Origin of the sequence: Stenotrophomonas sp. I18B00994 (genome assembly GCF_014145825.1) — a bacterium.
Classification (GTDB): domain Bacteria; phylum Pseudomonadota; class Gammaproteobacteria; order Xanthomonadales; family Xanthomonadaceae; genus Stenotrophomonas; species Stenotrophomonas maltophilia.
The window spans coordinates 24,404-41,161 of sequence record NZ_JACIUW010000029.1; the positions used below are offsets into that span (position 1 = coordinate 24,404).

Sequence of the window (16,758 nt, forward strand, 5' to 3'; positions counted from 1 at the left end):
CATCAGTTCAGGCGCTGACGATGGCGCGAGGCCAGCACCACGTCGCCGTGCAGCAGGAGCACCGCCACGCGGATGAATTCCTCGATCTCCGACAGAGCTTCGTCGTCATCATCGCCACCGGCCTCGAAATCCTCGCTGGAGGCACGCGCCAGGCTGGCCATGTCGGTCAGCGCTTCCTCGCCCTCTTCGGACAGGGTCGGGCGGCGGCCGCCGCTGCCCAGGCCGAAGCCGCCCAGGAAGGAACGGGTCCAGCTGAACATGGCATCGGCCTGCGCGGATACGTCGTCGCCGTCGGTCAGCAGCAGCTCGAAGGCGAAGTCGCGGTCTTCCAGCTGCTTGATGGTGGCCTGCAGCAGCTGCCCCAGCACGCTGTCGGCAGCCACCGGCGGCAGGTTGTCGTCGGCCAGCACGCGCGCCGGCCAGTCGTTGCCGGGGGCACCGCCGGCAGCCAGCCAGCCGCACAGCGCGCCGTGCAGCTCGGCAGCGGTGGCGCCCAGGCCCAACGCCTGGCTGGCGCGGGTAACGTCGTCGACGGAGGGAAGTTCGGTCATCGTGCGGCTCGTTCGGAAAGGAAACCCGGGGCGCGCACGCGCGCGCCCGTGAGACCCCGTAGTGTAGCAACCCGACGGCATCCTCTCCGCAGCCGTCCAGCCTTGCTGCGACAACGCTTGACCGCCCTTGCCCGGCTTGCCTATCGTGCCCGCATGGAACCCGCCGATCCCCTTGCCCAGCTGCAGGACTTCGCCGCCCGCGTGGAAGCGTTGCTTGAACGCACCCAGCGCCTGGCCGAGGAGAACCGCAGCCTGCGCCACCAGCAGGAACAGCTGGTGGCCGAGCGCTCGACGCTGCTGGCCAAGAATGAGCAGGCACGTTCGCGGGTGGAAGCAATGATCAGCCGGCTCAAATCCCTGGAGCAGCACACATGAGCGCCGAACCGGTCAGTGTCCGCATCCTCGATCGTGAATACACCGTGGGCGTCGGCGGCGATGAACGTGACAGCCTGATGGCCGCCGCACGCCTGCTGGATGCGCGCATGCGCGAGATCCGCGGCAGCAACCGCATGGCCGCGGTTGATCGCGTTGCCGTACTGGCCGCGCTGAACCTGGCCCACGAACTGCAGCTGCTGCGCGACGAAAACGCCCGCCAGGCCGTGGCCCTGCAGCAGACCCTGGCCGACCTGAACCGGCGCCTGGACCGCGCCATCGACGGCGGCGCCTGAAAATCGTGCAAAACGCGTCTTCTCATATCTGAATTGGCACGGACTGTTGCCGACGAACGGCCTATCCAGATCCTGCGTGCTGGCTATAATGGTCACGCGTTCTCTGCGGTACTCGACGGCATGTGCAAACATTCGCCTTGTCCCTTAAGAACGACACCGGGAGCGCGACAGCGCCGGGAGTGCAGGTCCGCCTTGCAGCGGGAAGCCCGATGGTTCTCCAGCGTTCCCACTTGAGCCCCCGGGTTCAAGGTCGTTTCGCATGCATCGACATTGCGGAGAATGCAATATTCCAGCAAGGGCGGCGTCTTCGGGCGTCGCCCTTGTTCTTTCCGGCACAATGACGGCTGATCCTTGCCGCACGCTGCCATGACCGACCCGCGCCAGGCCCTGCGCCACGACCTGCGGCAACGCCGCCGCGACCTTTCCGCCGCTAAGCGCATCGCCGCCGCCGAATCGCTTGCCGATGCCCTGCTCGCCCTGCCGTTCGCCCCGCGCGAAGGCGCCGTGGCCGGCTACTGGGCGCTGGATGGCGAGATCGCCCTGCACCGCTGGCAGTTGCAGTTGCCCGAAGGCCTCACCTACTGCCTGCCGGTGCTGGCCGGCGACGTGCTGCGCTTCGCGCCGTGGCGGCCGGGGCAGCCGCTGACCAGCAACCGCTACGGCATTCCCGAGCCGGACGTGGCGCTGGAAGACACCCTGGAACCAGCACAGATGGCGCTGGTGGTGGCCCCGCTGGTGGGTTTCGACACGCAGTGCCGGCGGCTGGGCATGGGGGGCGGCTGGTATGATCGCAGCTTCGCCTTCCGCCACGACCGGCCGGCGCCGCCCTGGCTGGTCGGTGCTGCGTTCGCGGTGCAGCAGGTCGAGTCCTTGCCGGTGGCGTCGTGGGACGTGCCGGTGGATGCGATCTGCACCGAAGACGGCACCCTGTTCCCCTCCGCTGCCCCCGTGAACGCATGACCGCCCGCAAGCGCTACTGGCTGATGAAGTCCGAACCGGACGCCTTCTCCATCGATGACCTGGCCAAGGTCAAGGTCGAACCCTGGAACGGGGTGCGCAACTATCAGGCGCGCAACTTCATGCGCGATGGCATGCAGGTGGGCGACGGCATCCTGTTCTACCACTCCAATACCAAGGTGCCCGGCATCGTCGGCCTGGCCACCGTGGCCAGTACGGCCTACCCGGACGACACCCAGTTCGATCCGAAATCCGACTACCACGACCCCAAGAGCACGCGCGAAAACCCGCGCTGGATGCTGGTGGACGTGGCCTTCGACCGCAAGCTCAAGCAGGTGATCGCGCTGGACGAGATCAAGCTGCACGCCGAAGAACTCGGCGAGGGCTTCCCGCTGGTTGCCAAGGGCAACCGCCTGTCGGTGTTCCCGGTGACCGCCGCGCAGTGGAAGCTGCTGCTGTCGCTGGAAAAGAAATCCTGATTCCCTGCCTGAGAGTTCTCCCATGTCCGAAGCCAAGCGCCTGGCCGCCGAGAAAGCCATCGAGTACGTTGAAGACGGCATGATCGTCGGTGTCGGCACCGGTTCCACCGTGGCCTATTTCATCGATGCCCTGGCCCGCATCCAGCACCGCATCAAGGGCGCTGTGTCCAGCTCCGAGCAGAGCACCGCGCGCCTGAAGCAGCACGGCATCGAGGTGATCGAGCTGAACCACAGCGGCAACCTGTCGCTGTACGTCGATGGCGCCGATGAGTGCGACGCCAACAAGTGCCTGATCAAGGGCGGCGGCGCCGCGCTGACCCGCGAGAAGATCATCGCCGAGGCCAGCGAGCGCTTCATCTGCATCATCGACCCGAGCAAGCGGGTGCCGGTGCTGGGCAGGTTCCCGCTGCCGGTGGAAGTGATCCCGATGGCGCGCAGCCTGGTCGCCCGCCAGATCCGCGACATGACCGGCGGCCAGCCGACCTGGCGTGAAGGCGTGGTCACCGACAACGGCAACCAGATCCTGGACATCCACAACCTGCAGATCACCGATCCGGAAAAGCTGGAGCGCGAGCTCAATCAGCTGCCGGGCGTGGTCTGCGTCGGCCTGTTCGCGCGCCGCCGCGCAGATGTGGTGATCGTCGGCGGCGAGCCGCCGGTCGTGCTCTGACCCTTTCGAAGGATCCTGACGATGTCGCTGTTGCGTTCGCTGCTGATGCTCCCGCTGCTGGCCCTGGCTGGCTGCGCCACCGACGCGGCCCGCCACTGGGTCGAACTGGATGGCGCCCGCTACCAGGTCGAGCTGGCCACCAACGATGAAACCCGCGCACGCGGTCTGATGTTCCGCGACCAGATGGCGGCCGACCACGGCATGCTGTTCATCCACGACCGCGAGGAAATGCAGGCGTACTGGATGAAGAACACCAGGATCGCGCTGGACATCCTGTACTTCGACAGCCAGCGCAAGCTGGTCAGCCAGCAGCGTGATGTGCCGCCGTGCTCGGCCGGCGACATGTGCCCGCCCTACCCCAGCGGTGGCCCGGCACGTTACGTGCTGGAGCTCAACGCCGGCCAGGCCGAGAAGCTCAAGCTGAAGGACGGCACGGAGCTGAAGTTCGGCCCAGGCATCGAGTAACAGGGTTCTGCCCGCGGTAGTGCCGGCCGCTGGCCGGCAACCCTGCAGGGGTCAGATCCCTTTCGCACGCGAAAGGGATCTGACCCCTGGATTTTTCACGCGGCACCGCTTGAAACCGCCTGCGAATGACGCCAGTCTGTGATCATGCAGGACCGGATCACACTCCCCGACTGGGATGCACTGGCCGACCTCGAAGACGAGGCGCTGCCCTTGTTGCCGACCGCGCTGCTGATCGCGCGCGATGAATACCCCGATCTGCAGCCGTCCACCTACGACGCGCTGATCCAGAGCCATGTCGACCACCTCCGTTCGGAAGTGGAGAGCATCGACAACAGCCCACTGAAAATGGCGGCGATCAACCGCCACCTGTTCGACGAGCTGGGCTACAGCGGCGACCACGACGAGTATTACGACCCGCGCAACAGCTACCTCAACCAGGTGTTCGAGCGGCGCCTGGGCAATCCGATCTCGTTGGCGCTGGTGCAGATGGAAGTCGCGCGCCGGCTCGGCATACCGTTGGATGGCGTGTCCTTCCCCGGCCACTTCCTGGTGCGCTTGCCGGTGGACGACGGCGTGCTGGTGATGGACCCGTTCAACGGTGGCCGGCCACTGGACGTGGACGAACTGCGCGAACGCGCCAAGTCACACCTGGGCGGGCAGATGCCCGATGACCAGGTGCTGGCGCAGATCCTCGACCCGGCGCCGGCGCGCGCGATCCTGATGCGCATGCTGCGCAACCTGCATGGCGTCTACGCCGAAGCCGGTGAATGGGATCGTGCCGCACGCAGTGCCGACCGCCTGCTGAAACTGGCGCCCGAGCAGGACGACGCGCTGCGCGACCGCGGCCTGGCGTACCTGCAACTGGAGTATCTGGCCGGTGCCCGCCATGACCTGGGGCAGTACCTGAAGCGCAATCCCGAGGCCAGCGATGCGCAGTGGCTGCGCGAGAAGCTGATCGACCTCGGCGGGCCGATGCCGCGGCTGCATTGAGGGTGTCGGTGTGTGGACCAACGGTCCACACCCACCCCAACGGTCAGCACCCACAGGATGGGCCGGGTGGCCCGCCGGTCAATCGACCTCGACCATCTCGAAATCGGCCTTGGTCACCCCGCAGTCCGGGCAGGTCCAGGTCTCGGGAATGTCCTCCCAACGCGTCCCGGGCTCAATACCCTCCTCCGGCAAGCCTTCCGCTTCGCTGTACAGGAAGCCGCAGACCACGCACATCCAGGTTCGCAGGGTGGTGGGGCTGGCGTCGCTCATCGGATAATCGGGGCTGGATTCACGGGCGGCCATTGTCCCATTGCAGCCCACGCACCGGTAGCCATCGATGACTTCTGCTTCCCCGGCGCCCCGCGGCGTCTACCTGATCACCCCGGACGAGCCCGATACCGCGCGCCTGCTGGCCCGTACCGCGCCGCTGCTGGCCGCGGGTGCCACCTGGCTGCAGTACCGCAACAAGACCGCCAGCGACGCGCTGCGGCAGGAACAGGCGGCGGCCCTGCAAGGCCTGTGCGCCGCCCACGGCGTGCCGCTGATCGTCAACGACGATCCGGTGCTGGCCAAGGCCGTGGGCGCCGCCGGCGTGCATCTGGGCGGCACCGACGGGGACATCCCCAGCGCGCGCGCGCTGCTCGGTGCCGAGGCCATCATCGGCGCCTCCTGCTACGACCAGCTGGCCAATGCCGAGAAGGCCGTGGCGGCCGGCGCCAGCTATGTGGCCTTCGGCGCCTTCTTCCCGACCACCACCAAGGTCACCAGCAGCCGCGCCCACACCGACCTGCTGCGGCAAAGCGCCGCACTCGGCGTGCCGCGGGTGGCGATCGGCGGCCTGACGCCGGACAATGTCGGTCCCATCATCGACGCCGGCGCCGATCTGGTGGCCGTGGTCAGCGGTATCTATGCCGCATCGGACCCGGTCGCGACCCAGCGCGCCTATCTCGCCCAGTTCGCGTAATGCCCAGGAAAGCCCCATGAACCACGACCAGTCCCACGCCCTGTTCTCCCGTGCCCAGCAGCTGCTGCCGGGCGGCGTCAATTCGCCGGTACGTGCGTTCAAGTCGGTCGGCGGCGAGCCGTTCTTCGTTGAACGCGCCGATGGCGCCTACCTGTACGACGTCGATGGCAACCGCTACATGGACTACGTCGGTTCCTGGGGCCCGATGATCGTCGGCCACAACCACCCGGCCGTGCGCCAGGCGGTGAAGAAGGCGATCGACAATGGCCTGTCCTTCGGTGCGCCGTGCGCGGCCGAAGTCACCATGGCCGAGACCATCACCCGCCTGGTGCCATCGTGCGAGATGGTGCGCATGGTCAACTCCGGCACCGAGGCCACGCTGTCGGCGATCCGCCTGGCGCGTGGCGCCACCGGCCGCAACCGCATCGTCAAGTTCGAAGGCTGCTACCACGGCCACGGCGACTCGTTCCTGGTCAAGGCCGGCAGCGGCATGCTGACCCTGGGCGTGCCAACCTCGCCGGGCGTCCCGGCCGGCCTGAGCGAACTGACCCTGACCCTGCCGTACAACGACTTCGAAGCGGCCACCGCCCTGTTCGAACAGCAGGGTGACGACATCGCCGGCCTGATCATCGAACCGGTGGTCGGCAACGCCAACTGCATCCCGCCGCGCGAGGGCTACCTGCAACACCTGCGTGCGCTGTGCACGAAGCATGGCGCGCTGCTGATCTTCGACGAAGTGATGACCGGCTTCCGTGTTGCCCTCGGCGGTGCGCAGGCGCATTACGGCATCACCCCGGACCTGACCACTTTCGGCAAGATCATCGGCGGTGGCATGCCGGTGGGTGCCTACGGTGGTCGCCGCGAGCTGATGCAGCAGATCGCACCGGCCGGCCCGATCTACCAGGCCGGCACGCTGAGCGGCAATCCGGTGGCGATGGCCGCCGGACTGGCGATGCTGGAGCTGATCCAGCAGCCGGGCTTCCACGCCGACCTGGCCGAGCGCACCGCGCGCCTGTGTGCCGGCCTGGAAGCGGCCGCCGCCGAATCCGGTGTGGCCGTGACCACCACCTGCGTGGGTGCGATGTTCGGGCTGTTCTTCACCAGCGAGAAGGTGGAGACCTATGCGCAGGCCACCGCCTGTGACATTCCGGCGTTCAACCGCTTCTTCCACGCAATGCTGGAGCAGGGCGTGTTCCTGGCCCCGTCGGCGTACGAGGCCGGCTTCCTGTCCAGCGCCCACGACGATGCCGTGATCGAGGCGACGCTGGCCGCAGCACGCGTGGCGTTCAAGGCTGCCAAGGGCTGATCGCAAAAAAGGGGACGGAGGGGATTAAGTCGTTTGTGCACAAACGACTTAATCCCCTCCGTCCCCTTTTTTTCAACCGAAGACGAACTTGCCCTTCATCATCGCGAAGTGGCCGGGGAACGAGCAGAAGAAGGTGTAGTCACCGCCCTTCTGCAGGCCCTGGGTGGAGAAGCGCACGCGCGTGGTCTCGCCACCGCCGATCACCTTGGTGTGCGCCAGCACGCGCTTGTCGGCCTTCGGCAGGTAGCTGTCGGCCAGGGTCATGCGCATGCCCGCCATCGCCACCGGCTGGTAATCGGCAGTGCGGGTAAGTACCCAGTTGTGGCCCATCGCGGTGGCGGCCAGCTTGCCGGTGTGGCGCAGGGTCAGGTCCACGGCGGTGCAGTCGGCGGCGACCTTGATCTCGCGGCTGCTGAAGCTCATCTGGTCGGTGCTGTCGATGCTGACCGCACACACCCGCGCCATCGCCGACGGCGCCAGCATCAGCGCGCCCAGTCCCACTGCCACCATCCAAGCCTTCATCGTTGCATCTCCTGCGGATTCAAACGCCATTCTAGGCAGCCCCCTGTGGCCGCGTCTGCGACCGTCTGTCGCACGCGCACTCCAGGGTTTCCGCGCATCCACCGCGATGGCATGCTCGGCCGATGCGGATCGATCTGTTGCTGCTGGATGTGGACGGCGTGCTGGTGCAGTACCAGCGCGCGCAGCGCGTGCTGCATCTGGCACAAGCGCTGGATGTCGCGCCGGAAACCGTGCAGGCCGCGCTGTACGACAGCGGGCTGGAAGCAGCACATGACAATGGCACGCTGGATGGCCCGGCCTATCTGGCGCAGCTGAGCAAACAGCTGGGCCGCACCGTTGATGTACACACGTGGATCGCGGCGCGACAGGCCGCCAGCCATCCACAGCCGGCCGTGCTGCAGCGGCTGCAGGCCCTGCAGCTGCCGATGGCGGTGCTGACCAACAATGGCGCACTGATGCAGCAGGCCTTGCCCACTCTGCTACCGGAACTGTTCCCGGCCCTGCATGAGCGCGTGTTCTGCAGCGCGGAGTTCGGCTTGCGCAAACCGGCGCCCGCGGTGTTCCTGCGCACGCTGGAAGCACTGGACGTGGCACCTGCGCGCACGCTGTTCGTCGATGACCTGTTCGCCAACGTGCGCGGCGCACGCGCCGCCGGCCTGCACGCGGAAACCGTGCGCGATGGCCGTGGGCTGGGCAAGGTGTTGAAGCGTTACGCGGTGGGCTGATCGGGGTCAGAGCCCTCTGCGCAGGAGAGGGATCCGACCCCGACGCCAGGGCGTCAGCGCGCGGCGATGAACGCGGCAATTGCCGCGCGCAGGCGCTTGAGGCCTTCAGCCACTTCTTCGTCGGTGATGTTCAGCGACGGCACGAAGCGCAGCACGTCCGGGCCGGCCTGCAGGGTCAGCAGCCCCTGCCCGGCAGCGTGGTCGAGGATCGCACCAGCCTGGCCGGCGAAGTCCTTGCTCAGCACCGCACCCAGCATCAGGCCGCGACCACGCACCTCGCTGAACACGCCGAACTCTTCGTTGATGCGCGCGAAGCCATCGCGCAGCGCCTTCGACTGGCGGCTGACGTTGGCGGCGATCTCCGACGAGGCCAGCTTGCGCAGCGCCACGCGGGCCACCGCAGCGGCCAGCGGGTTGCCACCGAAGGTGGTGCCGTGCGCGCCAAACTGCATGGTCTCGGCCACCTTCGGGCCGGCCAGCATCGCACCGATCGGGAAGCCGCCACCCAGTGCCTTGGCCAGGGTGACCATGTCCGGCACCACGTCGTCCTGCCAGTGCGCGAACAGCGTGCCGGTGCGGCCCATGCCGGCCTGGATCTCGTCCAGCACCAGCAGCGCGTCGTGCTGGTCGCACAGTTCGCGCACGCGCTTGAGGAAGCCGGACTTGGCCGGCATCACGCCGCCCTCGCCCTGGATCGGCTCCAGCATCACCGCCGCCACGTCACCGGCGGCCATCGCGGTTTCCAGCTGCACTTCGTCGTTGAAATCGATGTAGCGGAAGCCACCCGGCAGCGGCTCGTAGCCTTCCTGGTACTTCGGCTGCGCGGTAGCGGTCACCGCGCCCATGGTGCGGCCGTGGAAGCTGCCACGGAAGGTGATGATGACGCGCTTGTCGGCCGGGCGGCCCTGGCTGGAGGCCCACTTGCGGACCATCTTGATCGCCACTTCGTTGGCTTCGGCGCCGGAGTTGCACAGGAACACCCGCTCGGCGAAACGACTGGCCTTCACCAGTTCCTCGGCCAGGTGCAGCGGCGGTGCGCTGTAGAACACGTTGCTGGTGTGCCAGAGCTTGCCGGCCTGCTCGACCAGCGCGGCCACCAGGTCCGGATCGTTGTGGCCCAGGCCGCACACGGCGATGCCGGCAGCCAGGTCGATGAACTCACGGCCCTGGCTGTCCCATACGCGGGCGCCCTGGCCTCGCTCCAGTACCACCTGGCGGGGCTTGTAGACCGGCAGGTAATAGTGCGAAAGGGAGATCAGCGGATCGGTCGCGGCGGTCATGGCAGTCGGCAGGGTTCAGGAACGCCCATTCTCGCGCCGGAACCCCTGCGGCACAATGCGCCCATGCGACCGTTTTCCGCCCCCCAGCTCAACCCCGCCACCGAGACCGGCTGGCGCCGTCGGTGGTTCGACATCATCTACCGCCATGACACCCGCCCTTCGCGCAATTTCGACCTGATCCTGGTGGTGGCGATCGTCGCCAGCATCCTGGTGGTGATGATCGACAGCGTGCAGCACCTGCATGCCGAATGGTCCACCGGCCTGTACATCCTGGAATGGGGATTCACGATCATCTTCACCGCCGAGTACCTGCTGCGGCTGGCGGTGGTCAAGCGCCCGCTGCGGTATGCAGTGAGCATCTGGGGCATCATCGACCTGCTGTCGATCCTGCCCGCCTACCTGTCGATGTTCATCCCCGGCGCGCAGAGCCTGCTGGTGGTGCGCGCGCTGCGCATCCTGCGGGTGTTCCGCATCCTGAAGCTGACCCGCTACATCGAGGAAAGCGGCGTCCTGATGACGTCGCTGTGGCGCAGCCGGCGCAAGGTGCTGGTGTTCCTGTTCACGGTGATCACCATCACCATCATCGCCGGTGCGCTGATGTACGTGATCGAGGGCCCCGAACACGGTTTCACCAACATCCCGGCCAGCATGTACTGGGCGGTGGTGACCATGGCCACGGTCGGCTTCGGCGATATCGTGCCGCAGACCGTGCTCGGCCGCTTCGTCACCTCGGTGCTGATCCTGATCGGCTACAGCATCATCGCCGTGCCCACCGGCATCTACACCGCCGAACTGGCCAGCACCATGCGTGAAGCCGAGCAGGCCGCACGCCGCGATGCGCGTGGCTGCCCGGACTGTGGGCTGGAAGGCCATGAACCAGATGCACTGCACTGCCGCAAGTGCGGCGGCAAGCTGCCGGATGCGTTCAGTCATTGATGCGAGCGCCGGCGATGTACACCGGCGCACGCTGATCACGCCATAAGCGGGAGCACTACTGGCGGTTGCTCTGGAAAACGAGCGTGTTGTATTCCTGCATCAGCTTGCTGGCCGATCCACGCGGCGCCATCGACGGCGAATCAAGCATACGCCGTTCGAAATCGCTGTAGGGCGTCTTGCTGCTGACCCGGTGCAGCCGCTCCTTGCCTTCCCGACGGAAGTTCTCGGCTTCGCGCTCGAAGCTGTTCCAGTCCAGCTTGCCCGGCTCCTGGTCAGCCACCTTCGCATGCGCTTCGTCGGAAATGCGGTTGAACGCATCCAGACGCTCGCGGGCCTTGGCCTGATCGAAATCATCCTCGCTCATCAGATCCATGATGGCCTTGGCTTCCAGCATCATCGCCAGGCGGTAGTACTCGCGCGTGCGACCCTCGGCCTGCTCCAGTGCCTTGAGCTGCTCGCGCTGGGCGGCGTCGTTCTGGCGCTCCAGCTCGGCATTGAACGTTTCGCTGGCAGCCACGAAATCCTTGAAGGCGGCCATCAAGGGCGCGTGCAGCTGCTTGCCCTTGGCGAACTGGTCGTCTTCGTAGTCCTGGCGATCGTAGTAGTCGTGCGCGTCCTTGCTGATCGGCACCAGTGCCTTCAGCGCCTGCTGGTAGTGGCCGGCAGCAGCATCGAGTTCGGCCAGCACTGGCTTGGCAGCCATCGCCTCGGTCACGGGGGCATCGCACTGCTTCATGTCGTAATCGCTGATCTCGAACGGACCGTACACCTGTGTCTCGCGACCGGTCGGGCCGGCGGCGACATCCTTGATCCAGCGCGTATAGGACTCGATGCTGCCGTGGGTCTTCGAATCAAGCGCGTTGAAGCAGCCGATGTAGGCGTTGAGCTTGGCGGCCAACTGCTGCTGCGGGTCGGACGGCGCCGCGCTGGCGTCCGGCGTGCCGGAGGCAGCGGCGCCGCCCGCAGCGGCGGGTGCCTTGCCACCGCAGGCGGCCAGGATCAACGACAGCGAAGCGGCCAGCGCCGCGACGGAAAGAGTGCGTGACATGTGCTCACATCCCTGTTGAAAACGATTACAGCCGCACATTCTAGCGCAGCAGGCCGAAGGTCGCAGCCCTCGGCCTCTTCCGGCGACGTACGATCAATCCAGGAACAGATCCGGCAGCAACGGACGCGATGGATCCACTGCGTAGCCCGAAAGATCGGTGATACCCGCCTGCGCCAGCACGTCATCGTCGATCAGGAACTGGCCATGGAAGCCCGCCGCTTCGCGCACCAGCACCGCATGCGCGGCATCAGCCATGATCTGCGGCGTGCGGCAGCCGGCCGCATCCACGCCCGGGATCATGTTGATCGCATCGGTGGCGATGACCGTGCGCGGCCACAGCGCATTCACCGCCACGCCCTGCGGGCCGAATTCCGCGGCCAGGCCCAGGGTAACGAAGCTCATGCCCATCTTCGCCAGCGTGTAGCCGGTATGCGGTGCCCACCACTTCGGCTCCAGGCTGGGCGGCGGTGCAAGGGTGAGGATGTGCGGATTCGGCGCCTGCAGCAGGTACGGCAGGCAGGCCTGCGCGCACAGGAAACTGCCGCGCGCATTGACCTGCTGCATCAGGTCGAAACGCTTCATCGGCGTATCCAGCGTACCGCGCAGCCAGATCGCGCTGGCGTTGTTGACCAAGATGTCGATGCCGCCGAAGGTATCGACCGTGGCCGCAACCGCCGCGTGCACCTGCTCTTCCTCGCGGATGTCGCACTTCAGGGCCAGGCCCTGCCCGCCTGCCGCCGTCACCGCTTCAGCCGCGGTATGGATGGTGCCCGGCAGCTTCGGATTCGGCACCGACGACTTGGCCGCAATGGCCACGTTGGCGCCGTCGCGCGCAGCGCGCAGTGCGATGGCCAGGCCGATCCCACGCGAGGCTCCGGTGATGAAAAGCGTTTTGCCCTGCAGACTGCCCACGTTCCACACTCCAGCGTATGCAATGAGCCGCTAGTATGCCGCGCCGACGCGGAGTTCACCCGGCCTTGACGATACTCGGGCCTCCAGCCAACGCACGAGGTCCACGCCATGCGCCGTTCCCGCCTGTTGCTGCCTGCCTTGGGGCTTGCCCTGCTGACTGCCTGCCAGGGCCGTTCGCCGGAACCCGGCAAGGAGCCACCCGCCGGTGACGCGCCCAGCGCGGAGAAGGCCGCCGCCGACGGCAAGATGCGCTGGAGCGAGGCCGTGGTCTGGGATGGCGATCTGAACGCATGCCGCCAGGGCGAGAATGCCGCCACCCGGGATTGCCTGCGCGATGCGATGCGAGCGGGGGGAGCAAGCGCCGAGGCGATCACCGCGGCCGAGCAACTGTCCAGCGCCGGGGAACTGGCGTATGTCACCGCCTGGCATGAGAACGAGGGGCTGGGCATTGCCACGGTCGAGTATCCCTTCCGGGCCAACACCAACGAAGGCACCCGCCTGGTCGACGCCAGCGGCAAGCGCATCGATGTGGATGCCGTACAGCTGGACGACACGCTGCGTGCCGACCCGGCCGTGCAGGAGCTGTTGAAGGCCAACCCGCAGGCCACGCCGTTCGCGCCGGCGCAATCGGCCGGAGCGACACCGCTGGAGGGCGGCGGGATCCGCCTGCTGTACCGCACACCGCTGCGCGACTGCCACGCCTGCCCGGACGTGGGCCAGCTGCAGATCGCCTATGACTTCGATGCCAAGCGCAACTTCATCGGCCAGCAGGTGGTGCCGGCGACGCCGTAACCCGGAAACGCCGCGTGTCGCCGGGCATGGCCCGGCGAGCGCAGTGTCGAATCATCGGTACGCCTGCACCTGCTTCTGCAGCAGATGCGGCACGATCAACCTGTGCACGGGCGCGACCGGCAGCATGTAGAGGCGCCCGAATGCGTTATGCGTATGCACCACCGTCACCACTTCCAGCGCATCGCCCTGCCATTGCAGGGCCAGCTGTACGCGCAGGTGGCGATCATCGTCTTCCAGCACGATGGCATCGTCATCCAGCGACTGCAGGGTGAAGATGCCCAGCCGCTGGCCGGCAGCCGGATCGTCGGTGTCCTGCACCGCACGCAATGAGCCAAGGTGCTTCATCCCAAGCAGGCGCATGCCTTGGTTGCGCAGCGCCATCAGACCATCGAACCAACCGGGAATGCTCGCGGCCATGTCGCGATAGGCCTGCAAGGCCGAGCGCCCATCACGACGGGTGGTCGCATGGCACGCATGCACGAAATCCGCACCGGGCAGCTGAGTTCGCAGCACGCTGCCCGCGCTCGGCGGCGCGCTCATCACCTGCGATGCACTCACGGCTTCGGTCCCTGCCCCTCGTTGTCTTCCCAGTGCAGGATGCGGCGGGTGACGAAGCGGTAGACCGGCTTGCCGGTGGCGAACCACAGTTCGCGCACCCACGAGGTGCGCTTGAGCACGCGCTTCTCCACCGGGGTGAGTGATTCGCGGCAGTACATGCGCTTGTGCTTGAGCAGGTGGCGCAGGTCCTCGCGGGCCAGCAGCCGCATCCAGCGCGAGCGCGGGTTGCCGATCACCGCCAGCTGGAAGTCGATCAGCGCCGGTCGCCCATCTTCAGTGACCAGCCAGTTGGCTTCCTTGGCCAGGTCGTTGTGGGCCACGCCATTGCGATGCAGCTGCTGCAGCAGGCGACGCGCGGCGCGGAACCAGGCCAGATCGCCGCGCGGCGGACGCTGGTACATGGCATCGCCGGCCATGAAGCTGCGGTCGAGGTGGCGGCCATCCCAAGCCAGCAGCTGCGGCACATCGGCCATGCCATGGATATGGCGCAGCGCGCGTGCTTCGCGACGTGCAAGCCACCACGCGGGCAACCGCAGCCACAGCGGCGTGGCCCCCAGATCGCGGCGTACGAACGGGCCATCGGGCCCTTCAACCAGAAGGATCTGACCGAAACTGTCGGCCTTCAAAGCACGGTGGGGAGCGTCTGGCGTATGCGGCATGACTCCATTCTAGGCGATGGCGCCGGTTGCAAACGGTCACGAAGCGGCTGGGAACCAGTCACCTTCACGCCCCTATAATCGGGCAATGGACTCTTCATGGATCGACGCCACGCTCGCGTGGATTGCCGCTCACCCCGTGCTGGCGGGCGCCGTTATCTTCCTCATCGCCTTCTGCGATGCGGTCATCATTCTTGGCGCCATCGTGCCGGCACTGCCACTGCTGTTCGCGGTGGGCGTGTTCATTGGCCTGGGCCAGATCTCCGGGCCGTACGCGGTGGCGGCTGCGGCATTGGGTGCGTTTGCCGGCGATGGCATCAGTTACTGGATCGGCCGCCGCTGGGGCGACCGCCTGCGTGGCGTGTGGCCGTTCAGCCGTTACCCGCAGCTGCTCGACCGGGGCGAAAACCTGTTCCGCCGCAATGCCTTCAAGAGCATCCTGGTGGCACGCTACGTCGGCGCGATCCGCCCGTTCGTGCCGGCCATCGCCGGCATGATGAAGATGCCCGCCAGCCGCTACGTGCAGGCCAGCGGCATCGCCAGCATTTCCTGGGCGGTGCTGTTCCTGGCGCCGGGCTGGATCCTCGGCGAAGCGTACGACGCGGTGGCTGCTGTGGCCGGGCGGCTGGTGGTGGTGGTCGGCCTGCTGGCAGTGATCCTTGGCCTGGTCTGGGCCATCGTGCTGTACGGCTACCGCTGGTCTGCCGCACGCATGGACAACTGGCTGGCACGCCTGCTGGACTGGTCCAACCGCCACCCGACGCTGGGCCGCTACACCGTTGGCGTGCTGGACCCGAAGCGGCGCGAATCGGTGCCGCTGGCGATGCTGGCGCTGATGCTGCTCCTGCTGGGCTGGGGCTGGTTCGCGCTGTTGACCGTGGTGGTCGCACACGGCGAGCCGCTGGCGATCGACCTGCTGGTGCACCAGGCCATGCTGGCGCTGCGCAATCCGCTGGCCGACTACCCGATGGCTGCGCTGGCGTCGCTCGGGGCCTGGCAGGTCCTGCTGCCGGCCACCGCCGCGGCGATGGGCTATCTGATCTGGCGCCGACGCTGGATGGCCGCTGCTCACTGGCTGGCGGCACTGGCCTTCGGCCTGGCGCTGACCATGCTGCTGGGCGCCACCGTGGATGTGGTGCGCCCGATCGACGCCAGCAGCGGCTTCGGCTTCCCGTCGGTGTCGGTGACCATGGCCACCATCACCTTCGGCTTCTTCGCGGTGCTGATCGCACGCGAGATGCCCGGCCGCACCCGCGTCTGGCCGTACCTGGTCTCGGGCATCGTGGTCAGCCTGATCGGCTTCTCGCGCCTTTACCTGGGCGCGCATTGGCTGAGCGACGTGATCGGCGGCATGCTGTTCGGCACGTTCTGGCTGCTGGTGCTGGGCATCGCCTATCGCCGCCGCTTCAACCGCTCGTTCTGGGTGAAGCCGGTGGCCTGGCTGTTCTACGGCGTCTTCGCCGTGGCGGCGATGTGGTACGCACCGCGCAACATCCCGGTGAAGCTGGAACGCTTCGAACCGACCCTGCCGGCCCCGCAGGCGATGGACATGCAGGCCTGGTGGCAGCACGACTGGGCCACGCTGCCGGCGCGCCGCAACGAGTTCGACGACGACCAGCGCTGGCCGCTGGACGTGCAGGTGGCCGGGCCATTGGCACCGCTGCAGGCGCAGCTGGAAGCGCGTGGCTGGAAGCGGCAGGAACAGGCAGGCTGGCAGCAGGCGCTGCTGATGCTGGACAAGAACACCGGCGCCGATGAACTGCCGGTGCTGCCGGCCACGCTGGACACCCGCGTGGAAGCACTGCTGATGGTGCGCCAGGGTGCGAAGCCGGACGAACGCTATGTGCTGCGCCTGTGGCCGGCACCCGCGCAGCTGCAGGCGGGCAACACGCCGCTGTGGCTGGGCAGTGCACAGACCCTGCGTTACGAACGCCACTTCGAATGGATCGGCATGTGGCACCCGCTGCGTGGCGTCGACCCGGCGTTGAACGCGGTGAAGGACGCCGTGCAGGGCCTGCCGCAGCGCGAGGACGTGCACAGCGAAACCGGGTTGCCGGTGCTGCGGTTGAAGACGACAACGCCCTGAGGAGGCCGCCGGGCATGACCCGGCGCTGCCGGAACACGACAGGTAGCGCCGAACCATGCCCGGCGGAGTAGCAACTGTCTTGTCAGGGGCAGCCGAGGGCCACCTCGGCGTCTCGCTTACGGGCGTTGAGGATCACCAGCATTTTGCGCATGACCGCCACGAGCGCCACCTTGCTCGCTTTGCCCTTGGCCTT

General features: G+C 67.2%; 21 protein-coding genes, 1 other RNA gene and 1 pseudogene. 14 read left to right on the forward strand and 9 right to left on the reverse strand.

Going from position 1 to position 16,758, the window contains the following annotated elements; translation table 11 throughout:
- Positions 1-2: 2 nt before the first annotated feature.
- Complete coding sequence (locus tag H4O10_RS20620; RefSeq protein ID WP_005410897.1) at positions 3-551, reverse strand: YecA family protein; 549 nt, start codon at positions 549-551, stop codon at positions 3-5.
- Between the two features lie 153 nt (positions 552-704).
- Here H4O10_RS20620 and H4O10_RS20625 point away from each other — a divergent pair, with 153 nt between their 5' ends.
- The 8 genes from H4O10_RS20625 to H4O10_RS20660 all read left to right on the forward strand — a co-directional run bounded on the left by H4O10_RS20625 (position 705) and on the right by H4O10_RS20660 (position 4,780).
- Positions 705-926: a TIGR02449 family protein gene (locus H4O10_RS20625; RefSeq protein WP_033834477.1), complete on the forward strand. Its 222-nt coding sequence runs from the start codon at positions 705-707 to the stop codon at positions 924-926.
- Entirely contained in the window at positions 923-1,219 is a 297-nt protein-coding gene (locus H4O10_RS20630) for a cell division protein ZapA (RefSeq protein WP_006467013.1), read from the forward strand. Before H4O10_RS20625 ends, H4O10_RS20630 begins: the two co-directional genes overlap by 4 nt.
- Positions 1,220-1,316: 97 nt before the next feature.
- Positions 1,317-1,502, forward strand: a non-coding RNA gene (gene ssrS / locus H4O10_RS20635) — 6S RNA.
- An 83-nt stretch (positions 1,503-1,585) separates the two neighbouring features.
- A complete protein-coding gene (locus H4O10_RS20640; protein WP_049454417.1) occupies positions 1,586-2,179 on the forward strand; it encodes a 5-formyltetrahydrofolate cyclo-ligase in 594 nt (197 codons plus the stop codon).
- Complete coding sequence (locus H4O10_RS20645; RefSeq protein WP_005410901.1) at positions 2,176-2,655, forward strand: EVE domain-containing protein; 480 nt, start codon at positions 2,176-2,178, stop codon at positions 2,653-2,655. Before H4O10_RS20640 ends, H4O10_RS20645 begins: the two co-directional genes overlap by 4 nt.
- A gap of 22 nt (positions 2,656-2,677) precedes the next feature.
- A complete protein-coding gene (gene rpiA, locus H4O10_RS20650) occupies positions 2,678-3,325 on the forward strand; it encodes a ribose-5-phosphate isomerase RpiA (RefSeq protein WP_049454420.1) in 648 nt (215 codons plus the stop codon).
- 21 nt (positions 3,326-3,346) lie between these two features.
- Positions 3,347-3,790: a DUF192 domain-containing protein gene (locus tag H4O10_RS20655; RefSeq protein WP_005410903.1), complete on the forward strand. Its 444-nt coding sequence runs from the start codon at positions 3,347-3,349 to the stop codon at positions 3,788-3,790.
- Between the two features lie 144 nt (positions 3,791-3,934).
- Entirely contained in the window at positions 3,935-4,780 is an 846-nt protein-coding gene (locus H4O10_RS20660; RefSeq protein ID WP_024957828.1) for a SirB1 family protein, read from the forward strand.
- A gap of 78 nt (positions 4,781-4,858) precedes the next feature.
- On the opposite strand, the gene H4O10_RS20665 is transcribed toward H4O10_RS20660, so the two are convergent.
- Positions 4,859-5,083, reverse strand: coding sequence for a rubredoxin (locus H4O10_RS20665; protein WP_005410905.1), 225 nt, complete (start codon positions 5,081-5,083; stop codon positions 4,859-4,861).
- A 34-nt stretch (positions 5,084-5,117) separates the two neighbouring features.
- Here H4O10_RS20665 and thiE point away from each other — a divergent pair, with 34 nt between their 5' ends.
- Together thiE and hemL are read left to right on the forward strand one after the other, a co-directional pair.
- Complete coding sequence (gene thiE / locus H4O10_RS20670; protein ID WP_005414374.1) at positions 5,118-5,744, forward strand: thiamine phosphate synthase; 627 nt, start codon at positions 5,118-5,120, stop codon at positions 5,742-5,744.
- Between the two features lie 16 nt (positions 5,745-5,760).
- Positions 5,761-7,050: a glutamate-1-semialdehyde 2,1-aminomutase gene (gene hemL, locus H4O10_RS20675; RefSeq protein WP_049454422.1), complete on the forward strand. Its 1,290-nt coding sequence runs from the start codon at positions 5,761-5,763 to the stop codon at positions 7,048-7,050.
- Positions 7,051-7,122: 72 nt separating this feature from the next.
- Here the strand turns inward: hemL and azu are convergent, their stop codons facing one another.
- Positions 7,123-7,572, reverse strand: coding sequence for an azurin (gene azu, locus H4O10_RS20680; RefSeq protein ID WP_033834481.1), 450 nt, complete (start codon positions 7,570-7,572; stop codon positions 7,123-7,125).
- 122 nt (positions 7,573-7,694) lie between these two features.
- Between azu and H4O10_RS20685 the strand changes: the two genes are divergently transcribed.
- Entirely contained in the window at positions 7,695-8,297 is a 603-nt protein-coding gene (locus H4O10_RS20685) for an HAD-IA family hydrolase (protein WP_005410909.1), read from the forward strand.
- Between the two features lie 53 nt (positions 8,298-8,350).
- On the opposite strand, the gene H4O10_RS20690 is transcribed toward H4O10_RS20685, so the two are convergent.
- Positions 8,351-9,577, reverse strand: coding sequence for an acetylornithine transaminase (locus tag H4O10_RS20690; RefSeq protein WP_005414378.1), 1,227 nt, complete (start codon positions 9,575-9,577; stop codon positions 8,351-8,353).
- A 63-nt stretch (positions 9,578-9,640) separates the two neighbouring features.
- Between H4O10_RS20690 and H4O10_RS20695 the strand changes: the two genes are divergently transcribed.
- On the forward strand, positions 9,641-10,513 hold the full coding sequence (locus tag H4O10_RS20695; protein WP_005410911.1) for an ion transporter: 873 nt from the start codon (positions 9,641-9,643) through the stop codon (positions 10,511-10,513).
- Positions 10,514-10,568: 55 nt separating this feature from the next.
- Here the strand turns inward: H4O10_RS20695 and H4O10_RS20700 are convergent, their stop codons facing one another.
- Positions 10,569-11,561, reverse strand: a complete 993-nt coding sequence (locus H4O10_RS20700) for a YiiG family protein (RefSeq protein ID WP_049455039.1) — start codon at positions 11,559-11,561, stop codon at positions 10,569-10,571.
- A gap of 93 nt (positions 11,562-11,654) precedes the next feature.
- Positions 11,655-12,473 carry an NAD(P)-dependent oxidoreductase gene (locus H4O10_RS20705; RefSeq protein ID WP_005410913.1) on the reverse strand — a complete coding sequence of 273 codons (819 nt, stop codon included), beginning with the start codon at positions 12,471-12,473 and terminating at the stop codon, positions 11,655-11,657.
- Between the two features lie 108 nt (positions 12,474-12,581).
- Between H4O10_RS20705 and H4O10_RS20710 the strand changes: the two genes are divergently transcribed.
- On the forward strand, positions 12,582-13,265 hold the full coding sequence (locus H4O10_RS20710; protein WP_005414380.1) for a hypothetical protein: 684 nt from the start codon (positions 12,582-12,584) through the stop codon (positions 13,263-13,265).
- A gap of 51 nt (positions 13,266-13,316) precedes the next feature.
- Here the strand turns inward: H4O10_RS20710 and H4O10_RS20715 are convergent, their stop codons facing one another.
- Together H4O10_RS20715 and H4O10_RS20720 are read right to left on the reverse strand one after the other, a co-directional pair.
- The gene (locus tag H4O10_RS20715) at positions 13,317-13,823 is read right to left on the reverse strand and encodes a DUF2867 domain-containing protein (RefSeq protein WP_033834484.1); all 507 of its coding nucleotides are present in this window, start codon (positions 13,821-13,823) and stop codon (positions 13,317-13,319) included.
- The gene (locus tag H4O10_RS20720; protein WP_012481180.1) at positions 13,820-14,482 is read right to left on the reverse strand and encodes a serine/threonine-protein kinase; all 663 of its coding nucleotides are present in this window, start codon (positions 14,480-14,482) and stop codon (positions 13,820-13,822) included. Before H4O10_RS20720 ends, H4O10_RS20715 begins: the two co-directional genes overlap by 4 nt.
- A gap of 85 nt (positions 14,483-14,567) precedes the next feature.
- On the opposite strand from H4O10_RS20720, the gene H4O10_RS20725 reads away from it, so the two are divergent.
- Positions 14,568-16,565, forward strand: a complete 1,998-nt coding sequence (locus H4O10_RS20725) for a bifunctional DedA family/phosphatase PAP2 family protein (RefSeq protein ID WP_033834485.1) — start codon at positions 14,568-14,570, stop codon at positions 16,563-16,565.
- 82 nt (positions 16,566-16,647) lie between these two features.
- Here H4O10_RS20725 and H4O10_RS20730 read toward each other — a convergent pair.
- Positions 16,648-16,758, reverse strand: a pseudogene (locus H4O10_RS20730) (IS110 family transposase); the annotation flags it as partial.